This is a genomic window from Amycolatopsis albispora (assembly GCF_003312875.1).
In the GTDB taxonomy this organism is placed as follows: domain Bacteria; phylum Actinomycetota; class Actinomycetes; order Mycobacteriales; family Pseudonocardiaceae; genus Amycolatopsis; species Amycolatopsis albispora.
Map to the genome: position 1 here is coordinate 7823689 of NZ_CP015163.1, position 15926 is coordinate 7839614.

The window sequence follows — 15926 nt, forward strand, 5'->3', positions numbered from 1 at the left end:
TGAGAACGTGGCCGACGGTGAAGACGTGAAGCTCGGCGGTGCGTACGTCGAGGTCCACCTGCGGGACAAGACGCAGCAGGACGAAGCCGCGATCCGGCGCAAGCTGGAGCAGGGCAAGCCGGTCGACTTCGACACCGCGCTGAAGAACCCGAAGAACGCCGCAGCGATCCGCAAGGCGGTCGAGTCCGGCCCGGCCGCGAAGATCGCGACCGAGATCGATGTTCAGCAGGCGATCCGGCTCGCCCAGGCGAAGCTGAACGAGCTGTCGGCCAAGAAGAACGCCATCACGCTGGCCTACGACGCCGACGTGCGCAAGGCCGAAGCGGCGATCGAGGCGCTGCGCAAGAAGGCGGCCGACAAGAAGGTCGATGTCGACGCCGACGTAGCGAAGTACCAGGCCAAGATCGAGCAGATTAAGGCCACGAAGGTTCGCACGGTCGCGGAGATCGAGGTCAACGAGAACAAGATCCGTGCCCAGATGCGCGCGCTCGGCGAGCAGGCTGGGAAGGCGCTCGGGGACGGTCTCGCGCAGGGCGTGAAGTCCAAGGCCAAGGATACCGACGACGCACTGTCCAGTGTGGCCAAACGCGCCAACGCGCAGTTCAAGGCGCTGGAGTTTGGCGCTTACTTCGCCGGGCTGCCGATTGCCGCGGCTGCGGCCGGAGCGTCGACCGCCGCCGCGCTGAGTGGCGTGCCGCTGCTGTTCGCCGCGATCGCCGTCGCCGCGTCGCAGAGCAACCCGAAGGTCGCGAAGTCGTTCGACGACTTGGCCTCGCACGTGGTGTCGAGCACCGAGGCGATGGCCAAGCCGCTGGAGGACGATCTTGTCGACATCGCCGACAAGGTGGGCGCCTCGTTCGATCGGATGGCACCCCAGATCGCGTACGCGATGGAGGCCGGGGTCGACGCGATCGACCCGCTGATCGACGGCGTGACCGGCTTCGCCGAGCGGGCCATGCCCGGCTTCGTCCGCGCGATCCAGAACAGCGACGCGCCGATGCGCGGCTGGGAGGCCCTGCTCAAGTCGGCGGGCTCCGGGCTGACCGACTTCCTCGACAACCTGTCCGAGGGAGCCGAGGGCTCCGAGGAGATCCTGAAGACTCTCGGCCACATGATCCAGGACTTCCTTGGCGGCACGGGGGAGATCTTCGGGAACCTGTCGGCCAACGGCGGTCCCGCGCTGGAGGACTTCCGGGCGGCCTTGCAGTCGGTCTACTCGCTGCTGGAAAGCGTCACCGACGAGGGCTCGGCGCTGTACAGCTTCTTCAGCGGCTTCTCCGGCGCGGTGACCACCGTGGCCGGGGCGTTCAAGGGGCTCAACGAGGTGCTGGGCGGCTCGCTGGGGCCGCTGGCGTCGATGCTCGGCGCCTACAAGGCGCTGAACATGCTGTCGTTCGGCAAGCTCGGCGACGCCATCGGCGGTATCGGGAAGAACGCCAAGTCCGCCAAGGGCGACGTGGAAGGGCTGGGCGGCGGGTTCGCCAGCACGGCCAAGGGCGCCGGTGCGATGGTCGCGTTCGCCGCGATCCTCGAAGGTGCCATGTTCTCCGTGCAGCGGCGCGCCAAGGAGGGCACCGCGCAGCTCGACGAGCATCGCGACGCCATCGACACGCTGACCGCGGCACTCCAGGCCAGCGGGGGTGTGTTCGACGACTACGCGGCCAGCCAGCTCCAGGCCACCGACCTGTGGAAACTGGCCGCTGGCAACGCCCGCGCGGTCGGCCTGGACGTGAACGCGATGACCGACGCGGTGGGGCGTGGCGGCCCGGCGTACGACTCGTTCCGGGACTCGGCGGTCGGGGCGTTCAAGAGCCTGGTCACCGAGTCGGGCCGTGCCGACGAGACCACCGAGAGCGTGTTCCGCAAGATCGAGGAGTTCGCCCAGCAGGGCGGCAGCGCCTCGCAGATGGTCGCCCAGATCGACGACATCGCCCGGTCCTGGCAGAAGTCGACCGGTGCGTCCGACGCCGAAACCGAGTCGTACAAGAACAAGCTGATCGCGGCGGCTAACCTGGTCGGTCAGTTGAACTCGATGAAGGGCGCGGTCGAGGAAGCCGCGGCAGCGTTCAAGAAGGACGAGGAGGCGCGGCGCAACGTCGACACCGCCTCGCAGAACGCGGCCCAGGCGACCAAGGAACTCGGTGCGGCCTACGAGGTCATCGCCGACCGCGCGGCGTCCGCAGAGGACAAGACGGCCGCGTTCCTGGACGTGCTGGAGAAGATCCAGGACGCGGACTTCTCGCAGGAAGCCTCGATCAAGGGCATGAACGACACCCTGCGGGAATTCGAAAAGGGAGTCGGCGGACTGTCGGACAAGCTGCTTGATGCCAACGGGAAGATCAACACCACCAGCGAGGTCGGGTCGAAGCTGTTCGACGTGGTGACCCAGCTCGGCGGCGGCTTCGCCAACGCCGGGATGTCGATCGACGACCTGGTGCAGGCCGGTGTCCCGCTCGGCGAGGCGTTGACGACGACGAACAACGAGCTGCTGACCGCGCGCGAGCGTTTCATCCAGATGGCCGACGCGCAGGGGCTTTCCCGGGAGGCGGCAGAGAAGCTGGCCGACCGGTACGGCCTGTCCACCGAGGCGCTGGGGCAGTACCTGCACAGCGTCGGCGAAGGCACCCTGGCCACCGAGGGCATCACCAAGCGGGTCGATGAACTGGGCAACGAGATCTACACCTTGCCGGACGGCAAAGAGATCACGTTCACGGCGGATACCGGCCAGGCCAAGGAAGCGCTCTACGGCTTCAAGAACGACCTGGAGCACCTGGAGTTCATCACCCAGATCACCGCCAACACCCACCAGGCGAGCCAGAAGTTCCAGGAATGGGGCTGGGGCGTCGAGAACTCGACGTCCACAGCGGACCTGGACGCCGACCCCGGCGGCGCTTTCGGTGCGCTCAAGGGCTGGCTGGGCGCCGGGAACTCGGCGGTGGCGATCGGTAGGCAGGACGCGAACAACGACGCGGCCCTGAAGTCGCTGGCCTACTGGTCGGCGGCGGTCCGAGCCACCACCGCGACCGGCAAGGTGAACGCGGACATCAGCTCGGCCATGAAGACCTGGGCTTGGTGGCAGCCCGCCTCCAAGGTCGCGAACATCTTCACCAAAATCTGGGGCGGCGCCGCGACCGGCGGCGAGGTCCGCGGGTACGCCGACGGCGGCCAGGTCCAGAACTTCGACGACGGCGGCCCCGTCGTCGGGCCGGGTACCGGCACGTCGGACTCCATCCCGGCGATGCTCTCCAACGGAGAGATCGTCATCAAGGAGAAGGAATCCCAGGAACACCGCGAAGGTCTGCTGGCCGTCAACGCCGGTGTCCCACCGGAACAGGCGTTCGGCCTGAACCTCGGCGACGGCAAAGGCGGCTCGGCAGCAGGCGGCACGGTCGTGCACTGGACAGGCGACGTGGTGATCGACGCGAAGTCCATTCAGGACATCAGTGACATCGCTGAGTTCTTCGACAAGGTGATTCCGGCCGCGCGGCAGGGATCGGGCTCGCTGGCGGGGGTGAAGTAGATGGCGGTGGTCACCAACGCGTACGTCAGCACGTCCACCGAGCTGGAGAGCACCGGGTCCGGCTTCTACAACGACGTTCGCAACGGAAGCGGCGCCGGTGTGACAACCAGCGCAACCGCGGACAACTTCCCGGATGTCGGACAATTCCGCTTCGGCGAATACGCCATCCGCGAGTCGGTGCAGCGGCATCCCTGCACCGCCGTGCCCGCCGGACAGCGCACGGTTTACGCCTCGCTGGACGCGCGCTGGGACCTCGCCAGCACCAGCCCGTTCACCCTGGAGTGGCGTGCGCACGCCCACAACGCGGCCTACGTGCCCGGCGGGAACCTGGCAGCCAAGCAGTTGCTAGCGCGGCTGCCGATCCCGGCCGGGGACAGCGGGAGTTACTTCCCGCGCCAGGTGGTGGGCAGCGAAGCACTGATCAATGCCGCACAGGCCAGCTCCGGCCTGATCGACACCATCGCGGTCTCGGCGGAAACCACCGAGAACCGGTTCCCCGGCGAGGGCGCCGGTACCCAGTACGACCGCATCCGGCTGTACAACTCCGACGCTCGGATGATCAACGGCACGCTGACCACGCACCTGCTCAACTACACCCGCAACGCGCAGGTACAGCTGAGCGACGGTACGGAGGTCTGGCTGGAGACCACCGGCACACCGACCGCGCCGGGAATCGCACTGCGGTACCGGACACGCACCGGCTCGCCGACCACGATCGCGACTATCCAGGTCGGCACCACCGCGGCGCAGTTCGCCATGCCGGTGGCCGCGCAGGCGCTCACGCTCGCGGTCGACCCATCGGACAACCTGTTTGTGGTCGGCCGCCAAGGCAGCGCGAGCAACAGCCTGGCGGTGCAGGCGTTCGCCAAAGGCTCCGGGCACACGTGGGTGGCCAAGGCGCTGCTGGCGGTGCCGCTGCTGGCCTACGACCTCGGCGGGATCAACAACGTAGCCGCGACCTGGCACCCGATGAACTCGGGCACGCTCGCGGTGGCGGTCGGTCACAACCAGGGGACCGAGTCCTACAACCAGCTGGTGCTGGTGGCGTTGAACTGCCGGGTCGCCCTCGGCCTGGTGGCCGGCGCGGTGCTTGGCGAGCAGGAGCCGTTCATCACCGATTCGGACGGGTCCGTCTCCGGACGGCAGCGCGGGCGGATCAACCCCACTGGCTCGAACCTCGGCATCGCGCGCCTGGGCGACACCACCGAAGGCGTCATCGTCACGTCGGTGGGGGATTCCACCGAGGCGTACCGGTACTCGATCTCTTCCAGCGGGCAGATCTCGGCGGTGGCTGCCCGCGCCGCGCTGTCGTTCACCGGCGGGGCGCGAACGCCGCAGGACCCCAACGCGAACGTGCGGGTAATCCCGGTCAGTAGCGGCCGGTTCATCGTCCAGGCGGGAACGTCCTGGGCTCTCTACGACTCCAGCGTCGCGCGGCTAGCCTCAGGTTCGCTGAGCGGGCTGGCTCCCGTCTGGTATTCGGCTCGAACCAACTCGCTGTACCACTACGGCGTGGACGCCAGCCGCAACCTGGTGCGCTACGGGTATGACATCGGCACCGGGGTGTCAAGCACGGTCACCGTGGCGGCCACGGTCACACCTTCGGGCTCGACCACCCTGGCGACATCAGTGGCCTCGGCCGCGCTGGACGACCGGTACGCGCTCGTGCGCATCGCCTACCTCGCGGGCGACGGCACCACGCACGGGCTGGTGTACACCGCGGATACGACACTGAACGTCGCGCCGAACAGCCCGATTCAGAGCGGCTCGCCGAGCACGGTCAACGCGGCCGTGGCGAACACGCTGTCCTGGGTGTTCTCGGACCCGAACACCGCCGACGTGCAGACCGCCTACCAACTCCAGGTGTCCAACGCCTCCACCGGCGTGAGCGCCTACGATACTGGCAAGGTCAGTTCGGTGACCGGCGCGCACAGCATCCCGGGCAGCACGCTGTCCAACGGGGTCGGCTACCAGTGGCGCGTCCGCAACTGGGACGTGGCCGACGCCGCCGGGGCTTGGTCGCCACAGCAGGCTCTCGCCACTACCTCGACCGGCGTGGTCGCGATCGTCGACCCCGCGAACGATTACCCGCCCGGACTGGTGTCCTCAACGCTGACCGTGGAGTGGTCGTTCTCATCCGGTTCCGGGGCCACGCAGGCGGAGTACCGGGTCGCGGTGGTGCGCACCGACACGAACACCACGGTCTATGACACGGGGTTCGTCGTCGGCTCGGGGGTCACCGAGCACACGATCACCGGGCTACTGTCCGATGTGGACCAGCGCATCGAAGTGACCGTCAAGGACACCAACGCGCAAACATCTGGTGTCGGCACGCGTCTGATCCGGCCGGTGTTCTCCTCCCCGAAGCCCCCAGCGGTCACGGTGTCGGCAGGGCAGGTGTGGGTGGACGTCGCCGTAACGAACCCGGCGAACGAGCCTGAGGAGTCGTTCCCGTCGGCGCAGCGCAACGACATCTACCGGCGCACGGCTGCGCTGGGGGCGCTTCCGGCCGGGCTGTACGAGCGCGTCGGTTCGTGCGGTCCGAACGAGACGTTCGCCGACTACACCGCCGGGTCCAACGTGCTCTACGAGTACTACGCGCTCGCGATTGGCGACCCGGGCGCCTCGGCGAGCGAACCTGCGCCCGGCTTGGTCTACCTCAACGGGGTCTGGTTGCACGACCCCGCCAACCCGGCGGGCACGAGCAGGCAGTTTCAGTACGACGGCGACAGCCGCCGGAACTTGCGCATCGGCCGCGCTAGGACCGAACTCCGGTTCGTCGGCAGGCGGCATCCGGTGTTCGATTTCGGCGACGAGGAGACCCACGTGCTTCAGGTAAAGGTGCTGATCCCGAGCGGCGAGGACACCTGGGCGGAGCAGGTACGCGCCGCCGAATCGCTGCCAGTGCGCGGGCAAGTCGTGCACTACCGGGACGTGCGCGGGCGGGCGCTCTACGCGGTGGTCACCGACTTCGACGAGACCGACGTAGCCGCGGGTACCGAGGTGGCCATCACCTTGACCCGCTCGGAGTTCCAGGGGGTGTAGCGATGCGACTGGACGCGCAGAACGGGTACGACCCGGCCGAGATCCGGCAGGTTCTCCAGGGCGTGCGCGGGCCGCGTGCCTGGTCGTTCCGCTACGACCTCTATAACGCTGACAGCGAATACGTCCGGCCGCTGACGAACGTGCTGTCTGGGTCGGTGACCTACGACTCGCTCGCCGACATCAAGCGAGCGGCGAAGTTCGAGGTGGTCGACGACGGGAGTGTGGACTTCGCCGGGGACCGGATCAAGCCGTTCGCCCGGCTGGACATGTCCGCGGTCACCGACACCCGGCCCTACGACGAGGTGTTCGGGTCGGTGGTGCCGGACCCACTCGGCCGCTGGCGGATGAACGAGACCACCGGAGCCACCGGCACGCCGAGCGCGGACCAGACCTGGGGAGCGATGGCAACCCGGAAGTGGGGAGAGCTGGGCACCTGGGGCGCCCCGGTCGTGGACTGGATGCTTGCCGGGGTCGAGGACTCCTCGGGCAACGGCAGGCACGGCGTGATGGGCCAGCTCGCCACCGCCGCCCGGCCGCCACTGTTCGCGGGGAGCGTTCGCGCGCTCGGCACAGCGAGCGGAAGCCCGCGCGGCAAGGGGTCCGTCTCGGTTGCTGGCGCGACTTGGCTCACCGGGCACACCGAATTGTCATTCGGCGGCTGGGCTCGGGCAGACGGCTCACCCGCCGGCCAGGGCCTGCTCGCCCTGTCGCAGTCGGTCGGCTCGGCCAGCATTGCACTGGTCTACATGGGCTCGGTGCTGACTGCTTACCTGTACGTCTTCCCGCAACCCGGCTCACCCGGCACGCTGCTATCGGCGCAGGTGTCCGGTCCTGCGGTGACGATGGCCGACCCGACTCACGTCGTGGTCACCTGGCGCTCCGGCGCAGGGCTGCGCATCTACATCAATGGCGAGGATCGCACCGGCGCGGTCACCAACGCAACTGCGATCGGCCAGACCTACGCCGCCTCGTCGACGTTGTACCTCGGTGAGCACTACAACGACAGCGCGGGATGGAACGGCGACCTTGACGACTGGTTCGTCACCGCGCGGAGGTTGGCAGCTGACGACGTGCGCATGCTCTACCGTGCGGGCGCTCGCTCCGACGACTTCCGCAGTGGCTTCGTCGAATGGCCACAAGGACTGTTCGTGCTGTCCAGCCCAGAACGCGAAGCGGGGGACACCGGCGTAGTCACTCGCGACATCAACGCCTACGACCAGCTCGTGGTGCTGCGCGCGGACAAAGTGCCCGAGCCGTACTACGTGGGGGCGGGCGAGAAGTACACCGACGCGGTGGCAGAGCTGCTGTCCGGCGTGGACGGCATCGCCCGGTACTCGGTGGTGCCGAACGCGGCGACTCTTCCGGTGTCGAAGATGTGGGACACCGGGACGACGCGGCTGCAGATCGCCAACGACCTGCTCGGCGCGATCAATTACGAGGGGCTGCACTTCGACGAGGACGGCACCGCGGTCGCCCGGCCGTACCAGTCGCTCGCCGAGCGGGCACCCGGCTACGTCTACGACGACAGCGAGGTCTCGGTGCTGCTGCCGGGAATGACCCAGACCCTGGACACCTTCGACCAGCCCAACAAGTGGGTGCTGACCGTCAGCGACCCAGACCGGCCAGTGCTGCGAGCCGAAGCGACCAACAGCAATCCGAACTCCCCGGTGTCCACGGTGGCACGCGGCCGAACCATCGTCGAGGTTCGCGACGAGCAAGACGCGGTGGACCAGGCGGCGCTACAAGCCAAAGTGGACCGGCTCGCGCAGGAATCGAGCATGGTGTTCGAGCAGGTCGAGTTCTCCACCGGTCTGATGCCGGTGCACCAGCACGCCGACACCTACCGGATCGCGTACTCCGCGCTCGGAATCGGCGACAAGTACTCGGAATACCGCTGGTCCTACGAGCTGCGCCAAGGCGCTCGGATGCGTCACACCGCACGGAAGGTGGTGAACCTGTCGTGATTCCCGACCCCCGAACCTTCCTCGACGAGGTGGCGGCGTACATCAAGGCGCAGCTGGCATCGGCCGCTGACCGCGCGCCCCGGTTGGCCACGGTCAACCCGGCGCACCCGGCGGCCCCTCCGTCGACCAAGCCGCGGGTGACCTTCGACGGAGACACCGCGCTGGGCGAGAAGTCCTTGCCCTACCTGGCCAGCTACACCCCGACCGCCAGCGATCGCGTGTTGGTGCTGCCCGTCGGCAACACCTACGTGATCGTCGGCAAGGTCCAGAACTCCTAGGAGGCCCGCCATGGCAACGACTTCCGCCCGCCTGGGCCTGCGCAAGCCCGCCGACGCCGATGACGCGGACGTGGACCTGGACATCAACCCGCTCGTCCAGCACATCGACGACAACGTGCCGAGCAAGGCGGCGGCTCTGGTCGCGGGCGCCACCGGCTCGGCTGCCGCGCTGCGCACCGACACCACGAGCACGCTGGCGGGCAACCGCGCGCAGAGCTACCGCAAACAGGGCGAGACCAACGACGCGCACTCCGTCGACTTCGACGGCAAGCACCAGTGGGGGTCTGGCGGGAACACCGCGCTGGACACCAACCTCTACCGCGCCGCCGCGGATAAGCTGAAGACCGACGACGCGTTCGAGGTGGCCGGAGCGCTGACCGCGCTGAGCAACCTGACCGTGAGCGGCACCGGCTCGAACCTGTCGGTGGGCGGGTCGGGCTCGGTGGCCGGAGCCCTGGCCGTCGGCGGCGCTATCACCGGCCCCGGCGTCAAGCCCAAGATCTACACGGGCACCTGGCTGGGCGCTGGCGGCGCGAACGTCACCATGGGCACCGGCGGCACGTACGTCTCGATTTACTCGGTGAGCATCCCGAGCCCTGGCTACGCCTACTGCCTGAAGCTGAATGCCGGGTTCCCGGTGAGCTTCGGCGGCTCGTCCGCTCGCTATGGCTACATCACGTTCGTGGTGGGCAGCGAGACCGGAACGGCGCTGTACACCTTCGATGTCGGGTACCAGACCGAGTCGTGGACCGCATTCCAGATCCCTTCGGTCACTGACCTCACCTCGCGCACCGGCGCCACCACGGTCTGGGTGCGCGGCACCTCGAACGTGGGCAGCACCGCCGCGGTCAACATCCGGAACTGGTGCCAGGTCGAGGTCCTGCCCGCTCCGTAGTCCGAAAAGGATAGACATGGTTATTCGAATCCGAAGCGGGCGGCACCCGCACGAGGTGGCGCTTCTACTGGCCGCCTTCATCATGGGGGTGACTGGAACGTTCACCTTCCAAGTGGTTGCCAGCACCACGGTCCGCGCGCTGCCCGAGCCGTTCGGCCACGTGCTTTACGCCTCGCTCGCGGTCGGCTCGGTGATCAGCCTCGCCGGGGTGTTCTGGCCTGGCGTCACCGGTGCGCTTGTCGAGCGGGCCGGACTGATCGGACTAATCGGCCTGAGCTTCTGCTACGCCGGGATGATCCTGGTGGTGAACGGCTGGCGGGGCACTGCCTTCACCGTGTTCCTGACGGCGTTCGGGCTGGCGAACCTGTTCCGCGCCTTCCAGATCAGCCGGGAGATCAAGGAGCTGACCGCCGCGAGAGCCTTCCTGAACGGAGGCGATGCCGAATGATCCCGCAGTGGGTAAGTCTCTTGGTAGGCGCCGGCGGGCTGGTGGCCGGGGTGGTTGCGCTGGTGATGATCCCGGCACAGCGGCGCAAGCTGGCCGCCGAGTCCGAGCAGTCCAAGGCCGATGCCGCTTCGGTCCTGTCCAGCGCCTCGGTCGCGCTGCTGGCCCCGATGAAGGCCCAGCTCGACGAGGTGAACGCGAAGCTCGCGCAGGCCAACGCCCGCGTGTCCGAACTGGAAACCGGCCTGCAGCTCGCACAAACCGAGGTGAGCGACCTGCGCGGCCAGGTCGAACACCTGACCAAGGACCTACAGGCGAAACAAGCCGAGATCGATGGAATGAGGGGCGAGCACTGATGGGTCAGAGCGGCGGTTCTACTTCTTGACCAGCACGGCCACCAAAACGCCCGCAAGGGCGATGCAGGCCGCGATTGCTGCAATGGCGATAGTCTGCCAGTGCCTGTTCGCGAGTGTCCTGTTCTTGCGGAATTCGTCGAGGGTCGTAGGCACGACGACCGTCGGCATAGGCATCTGTGAATAGCCGTAGGCGATCATTCCGCCTGAAACCCCAAACATGACGGCGAATACCCACGGTGCGGCCTGAGCGTCAGACGGCAGCCATTCGAGGGTGGTTCCCGTAAATCCGGCAACGACGGAAATACCGGCGATGAGCAGACCCCAGTATTTGGCCCACCAGCGCCTGGACTTGCCTAAGCTCGACTGTCGCGTCCTCGCCCAACTCTCGTGTACCGCGTAAACCAGATTCCCCTGCCCGACAGCACGGGCGCCTTGCTTCGATAAGGTGATTTCAACACCCGCCGTCTTGACGGTAATATGCAGCAGTTCGCTGTCTGAAAGTTCCCGGAGGTCGTCTGGGGTGTCGATCGTTCCGCCAGAGAACTCAATCACAGGCGCCTCGCCCATCTCGGTGAGAAGGTCGCGTAACGCGCGGAGGTCGTCGATAGTGACAAGCAAGGGACCGAGGTAGCGGCTGGGCGGGCGCGACTCTGGACGCTCCGCACCTCGCCTGTGGACTGCCATGGCGCGGGATCATACCTACGACCGCAACGAAAGCCCCCGTACTGCCGGTTCGCCGGGTCGGTGCGGGGGCTTCGCCGTGCCCGGATGCGCACCGGGGGGCAGCCTGGGTGTCGTAGCAGGCTGCCCCCGGCCGACCCCCGGCCGCGCTACGGGATAGACGCGCGTTCTCGGGGACCGCTGCCGGTGCCCGGTGAGGCCCGGCAGGCGGGACCGTTGGTGCGGACCCAACCGATGCCCCAGTCGAGGGGGAGGTGCCAGAACACCGGTCGGTCCGCGAGTCCGGGACGCCTGCACGAGGGGGTTGCGCAGGCACACCGGACCGTCTTTGGGCTAGATGCGCTGCATCTTCAGCAGCCGCCGCCGTAACCAGTCCGGCTTCACCCCGCACAGCTCGGCCGCCACGGCGATGGCCTCCGGGGTGAGCCGGATCAGGTCACGCCCGTAGCCGCGTGCCCACGCGGCGAGCGGCTGAAGCTTCGGATCCTCGGCCAGCACCAGGCGTGGAGCATGGATCACCTGAGCCGGGCCGTCGTCCGTCGGGATCACCGCCGCGACTGGGCGGCCGACCACCCGGCAGAAGTCCACCAGCCGAAATGTCGGTGTGGAGCGTTCACCCGCTTCCCAGCTACGGACGGTGGGTTCCTTCACCGGCGGCAACATCCGCTCGCCGACCTGCTCGCGGGTCAGCATGGCCTCGGCCCGCGCGATCCGCATGTTCTTGCCGAGTCTGACTTGGAACGTCCGGTCGAAGGTCATGAGCCCTCGCCCTCCCGCGCCGGAGGCTGTTCCTCTGCTGCTGCCTCGCGCGCCTCCCGCTCGGCCTGGAGCCGCCGAGCCGTGCGCCCCAACTCGGCCGAGTACGCCTCGTCCGAGAGCCGGGCGCCTCGCGCCGCCGCGTCGCCGATACCCGAGCTGCCGCCCCTCACCGGGCGCCGTCCTCGTCCTCGGTGGGCCAGTCCGGGCCGCACTCGCCCCGGCACTGCCGCTGATGCATCAGTACGTCGAAAATCGACCGCGCCCTTCGGCGGCATCGGCCGCACGACCACCACCAGCGCAACGCGGCTGCCGCGCTCTCGGGTTCCTCCCAACGCGGCACCGGTAGCTCACCGACCGTCGGCAGCTCGCCGGACGTGGGCAGCAGCGGCTCGATCTCGCCGAATTTCAGCCTCGCGCTCATCGTCGCGCCCCTCCCACTGCGAGGGCTCGCGGTTGGTCGCTCTCAGTCACCAATCCAGCATCGGCTAGCGATACTGCCTGGTGGAAGGGGTAGAGCTGTGCGCACAGCTATGCGCACAACGCTCGCAAACGCGCCTCGACGCGCGCGCTGTCCGCGCCGGGGGTGGCCGCAAGCAGGCGCCGTGCCTCATCCAGTTCGCCGGATTTCGCCAGTGCCTCGGCCAGGTAGGTGGTGTACAGCCCGCGTTCCCGGACCAGCGACGGGTCGTACCGGTCGATCGCGGTGGTGAGCAGGTCGATCGCTGCGGCGGGGCGGTCGAGTTCAACCATGCATCGGCCGCGCATCACCGTGATCTCGTCCTCGTTGAGCCAGTACGCCCACTGCGGTGCGGGCTCGTCGGCAGTGGCGTAGATCTCGTCCACCGCGTCGAGTACTCGTGCGGCCGAGCTGGCGTCACCGATGCGCGCATGCGCCCACGCGAGACGTTCGAGCAGCAGCGCCTGCCCGACACCAGTGGCACGGTCCGCGACGGACGAGGCTAATAGCACCGCCTCAGCGCGGTCGGTCATCGAGTCCGAGTTCGCCAGCTGGTAGGCCAGGCTGGAGAGCGCGGAGGCTGCGAGGTCGGGGCGTTCGGCCTGGTCGGCTGCCTGTGCCGCGGTGAGGTAGTGCCCAGCCGCCGCGTCCTGCTTGCCCGCATCCGAGGCGACCCAGCCGCCGACCTGGCCGAGTTCGGCGAGGTTCGGCAGGGCGCGGGCGTTGCTCGTGGCTGCTCGGCTGGCCGCCGCCAACGCTCGGCGAACGACGGGGTACAGCTCACGACCACCGACGAAATCGTCCAGCTGCTGGAACTGCCGAGTCTGCTCGGCGATCACCGCACCTAGGTCGGAGGCGGTCGCGTAGACAAGATCGATTCCACTGGGAGTCGGCAGTGCAGCCGCCGGCCGAGCGGCGGCTGCACGAACTAGGTCGCCCTCCGCCCCGAGCAGCGCGTCCAGGCGCTCGACCACTGTCGGATCCGGGTCCTGCCGGTCGGCCTCGTAGCGGCTGATGTTGGACGGGGAGACCGGGACAGCGCGAGCGAGGGCGGACTGCGAGGCAAATCCCGCCACTTCCCGTAGGCGCTTCAGCATCGCGCCAAAGGTCTCCGCCAACCCGGTCCCCATTCGTGCGTAAGTGCACTTCCAGGCTACTCGTCACCTGGGCGGTGCTTGTGCGCCGCCAGCGTGGTCACTCGTCGTCCTTCGTGACCGCGGCGATCTCGGCGCCGCACCCCGGGCAGTCGCCGTACCACCGGGTGGACTTGGGCAAGGTCACGCCCGGCCGCATCTCCGCGAGGACCGACCGGGCGCACTTCGGGCAGGCGATGGTCATCCGCCGGAACGTGAAGCAGCGGTCAGCCAGCTGGCGTGGCGTGAGCTGCGAAATGAACTCGCTCATGGGGTCTCCTCACCTTCCGGATCCTTCATAGTCGACACCCGCCGCGATACCAGGCGGCTAGCTCCTCAACGGTAGGTAGTGGCACGCTCGGAGTGACGGCGGTGCGCAGCGCCACGGGAACGGTCTCGCCAGTTCGTCGAGCTCGGCGGCGGGCCACATCCAGTGCGTGGCAGGGCCTGCAACGGGACCGCATCTTGCGGCGGCCGACTCGCTTCTCCATGTACTGCGGGAACTCGGCGATGGGCTTCGTCTGCCCACAATCCCGGCAGGTTCGTTCCGGGTCTCCCTGTCGGTAGAGCTGGGGCCTGACGTCGGTCGCGTGGCGCCTGGCCCGGCGTTGGTCTGAGGCGCAGGTCCGGCACGTCTTCCGGTGAACTGGGGCGCCGTCGCTGCCCAGGTAGGTGCGGAACGCGTCGATCGGCTTGATGGTCTGGCACCGGTTGCAGCGCTTCTCCGTGATCGTCTCGGTCATCAGATGTACCGCCACGGACCACCGGTCACGATCACCGCGACGATCGGCCCCCAAATAATTGTGGAAATCGCGAAGCGAAAGCTCAGCGGGAACACCACTTCCGGCCGCGAGGCCAAGGCGCGCCCTGCGCGAATCAGAATTCGTTTCGACCAAACCCCAAATGATTTCATTTCTAGTCTTCAGTCTGAACGCCGCTGCTGCGGAATGGCGACTTCAGGCACCAGTCGACAGCGCGCGAAATCAGCTTGTGTGAGATCTGCTCGCCGGTGGCGCGGTGGTCATCCAGGTGGTCAATCACCCCGAGCCGGCCGAACATCGAGTTGAACGCAACCGTCTGTCCGTGGAATACTCTGCAGAACTCGCAAATGACGAGCCCGTCGTATTCCTTCACGCGATTTGTGGAAAGCATCGGTGAGAACTCCCTCTTGGTTCGAAACGGGGAAGCCCTCGGCAGGGGTCAGCTATTTCGCTGCCTGTCGGCGGCGGTACTCGCGAAAGAAGTGCTTGTAGCAGAGTTTCCAGCAGATGCGGACGTACGTGCACCCATCAATCGCGCACTGCTCTGCCGGGTTGTCGGTCTTGAGTTTCCTGCGGTAAGCCTTGTAGTGAGATGCGCAAAAGCCTTTAGTTCTGACTTTCCGACTACAGCCGGAAACGCCACATCTCCGGTGGCTGGTCTCGACTGTGATGCTGTCCGCCATAAGAAAAGACAAGCATGGCAATGGTATTGCGTACAAGTATTGTGTGTCGTCTGGATTGCGTGTTTCGATTTACCTAGATGGTAAATTAGTAATTCGGATTAGGGATGCTGAGATGACCGACGAATACGGTTTCGACCCCGCCGACGACTGGAAGCCCGGCGACACGGTAACGACCACCTCGGGTCGGTCGGGTGTAGTCCGGGCCCGCAACGGCGCGCACCCCGAAACCTTCGTGGCGTTCGTGCCGGGCGAGACCCCCGAATGGGTGTCGGACCACCTGCTCGCCAAAGCCTCCTGATCCGCCTCAACCACCCATCGAGCAAGGGGAATCGAGATGACCAAGACTGCCACCGCGCCGCGTGCCTGTGCCGACAACTGCGGCTTGCCTGTGAAGGGGCGCAAGTCCACTTTCCTGCAGGGCCACGACCAGCGTCTGGTGTCGACCCTGGCGACGACCACCACCTACGGCGAGTTGGATGCGCATTGGATCGAGCGGCTGGGGCTGTCGGCAGGGGTGAACCGGGCTGACATCCAGGACCGGATCAACGAAGTCGCCGACAGCCTGCGGCGCGTGTTCACGCCTGCCCTAGCCGCCAAGTACGTCTCGGCTGCGCACAACCGGTGGGCCAAGGCGGGGCGAGGCACCGCGGCGCCGGACGAGCCGCCGGCGCAGGAGCCGCAGGCGCCTGCTGAGCCGGAGCGCGTGAAGGTCAAGGTCGGCCGCTGGACCTACGACGGCGTGATCGAGGCGCGGGACGAGGCGGGTACTCCGATCGCGGTGACCTACACCGATGGAAAGGGAAACGAGAAGACCGTTGGCAAGTTTTCCCTGGTCTAGACACTGTGCGTTCTGCAACGTGTTCTAGCAGCTAGCCTCAATAGACCTGCTGGTGGCTCGGCCTCGAACGTGAACCGGGGCCGGGTCGCTGGCCTGAGCACCTTTGAACGG

General features: G+C 67.4%; 15 protein-coding genes. 9 read left to right on the top strand and 6 right to left on the bottom strand.

The genetic code is table 11. From position 1 onward, the window contains the following. Nucleotides 1-7 precede the first annotated feature (7 nt). The 7 genes from A4R43_RS37190 (at nucleotide 8) to A4R43_RS37220 (ending at nucleotide 10503) form a co-directional block, all read left to right on the top strand. On the top strand, nucleotides 8-3520 hold the full coding sequence (locus A4R43_RS37190) for a hypothetical protein (protein WP_113696369.1): 3513 nt from the start codon (nucleotides 8-10) through the stop codon (nucleotides 3518-3520). Continuing rightward, complete coding sequence (locus A4R43_RS37195; RefSeq protein ID WP_113696370.1) at nucleotides 3521-6565, top strand: glycoside hydrolase family 78 protein; 3045 nt, start codon at nucleotides 3521-3523, stop codon at nucleotides 6563-6565. Between the two features lie 2 nt (nucleotides 6566-6567). Then, nucleotides 6568-8529 carry a LamG-like jellyroll fold domain-containing protein gene (locus A4R43_RS37200; RefSeq protein ID WP_113696371.1) on the top strand — a complete coding sequence of 654 codons (1962 nt, stop codon included), beginning with the start codon at nucleotides 6568-6570 and terminating at the stop codon, nucleotides 8527-8529. Continuing rightward, nucleotides 8526-8807, top strand: a complete 282-nt coding sequence (locus tag A4R43_RS37205) for a hypothetical protein (RefSeq protein ID WP_113696372.1) — start codon at nucleotides 8526-8528, stop codon at nucleotides 8805-8807. Before A4R43_RS37200 ends, A4R43_RS37205 begins: the two co-directional genes overlap by 4 nt. Before the next feature lie 10 nt (nucleotides 8808-8817). Next, entirely contained in the window at nucleotides 8818-9702 is an 885-nt protein-coding gene (locus A4R43_RS37210; RefSeq protein WP_113696373.1) for a hypothetical protein, read from the top strand. A gap of 88 nt (nucleotides 9703-9790) precedes the next feature. Beyond that, entirely contained in the window at nucleotides 9791-10150 is a 360-nt protein-coding gene (locus A4R43_RS37215; RefSeq protein ID WP_162788731.1) for a hypothetical protein, read from the top strand. Further along, the gene (locus A4R43_RS37220) at nucleotides 10147-10503 is read left to right on the top strand and encodes a hypothetical protein (protein WP_162788732.1); all 357 of its coding nucleotides are present in this window, start codon (nucleotides 10147-10149) and stop codon (nucleotides 10501-10503) included. The genes A4R43_RS37215 and A4R43_RS37220 overlap by 4 nt, the downstream gene beginning before the upstream one ends. Nucleotides 10504-10521: 18 nt before the next feature. Here the strand turns inward: A4R43_RS37220 and A4R43_RS37225 are convergent, their stop codons facing one another. The 6 genes from A4R43_RS37225 to A4R43_RS37250 all read right to left on the bottom strand — a co-directional run bounded on the left by A4R43_RS37225 (nucleotide 10522) and on the right by A4R43_RS37250 (nucleotide 14667). Next, the gene (locus A4R43_RS37225; RefSeq protein ID WP_113696376.1) at nucleotides 10522-11187 is read right to left on the bottom strand and encodes a hypothetical protein; all 666 of its coding nucleotides are present in this window, start codon (nucleotides 11185-11187) and stop codon (nucleotides 10522-10524) included. Nucleotides 11188-11517: 330 nt separating this feature from the next. Then, entirely contained in the window at nucleotides 11518-11943 is a 426-nt protein-coding gene (locus A4R43_RS37230; protein WP_113696377.1) for a helix-turn-helix transcriptional regulator, read from the bottom strand. 166 nt (nucleotides 11944-12109) lie between these two features. Next, the gene (locus tag A4R43_RS37235; protein ID WP_113696378.1) at nucleotides 12110-12364 is read right to left on the bottom strand and encodes a hypothetical protein; all 255 of its coding nucleotides are present in this window, start codon (nucleotides 12362-12364) and stop codon (nucleotides 12110-12112) included. Nucleotides 12365-12471: 107 nt separating this feature from the next. Beyond that, complete coding sequence (locus A4R43_RS37240) at nucleotides 12472-13518, bottom strand: helix-turn-helix transcriptional regulator (RefSeq protein ID WP_236808499.1); 1047 nt, start codon at nucleotides 13516-13518, stop codon at nucleotides 12472-12474. A gap of 76 nt (nucleotides 13519-13594) precedes the next feature. Beyond that, complete coding sequence (locus A4R43_RS37245; RefSeq protein ID WP_113696380.1) at nucleotides 13595-13804, bottom strand: hypothetical protein; 210 nt, start codon at nucleotides 13802-13804, stop codon at nucleotides 13595-13597. A 644-nt stretch (nucleotides 13805-14448) separates the two neighbouring features. After that, nucleotides 14449-14667 (bottom strand): hypothetical protein, encoded by a 219-nt coding sequence (locus tag A4R43_RS37250; RefSeq protein ID WP_113696381.1) that lies wholly within the window; start codon nucleotides 14665-14667, stop codon nucleotides 14449-14451. 422 nt (nucleotides 14668-15089) lie between these two features. Here A4R43_RS37250 and A4R43_RS37255 point away from each other — a divergent pair, with 422 nt between their 5' ends. Both A4R43_RS37255 and A4R43_RS37260 read left to right on the top strand, forming a co-directional pair. After that, nucleotides 15090-15275: a hypothetical protein gene (locus tag A4R43_RS37255; protein ID WP_113696382.1), complete on the top strand. Its 186-nt coding sequence runs from the start codon at nucleotides 15090-15092 to the stop codon at nucleotides 15273-15275. A 36-nt stretch (nucleotides 15276-15311) separates the two neighbouring features. After that, a complete protein-coding gene (locus A4R43_RS37260) occupies nucleotides 15312-15815 on the top strand; it encodes a hypothetical protein (protein ID WP_113696383.1) in 504 nt (167 codons plus the stop codon). Nucleotides 15816-15926 lie beyond the last annotated feature (111 nt).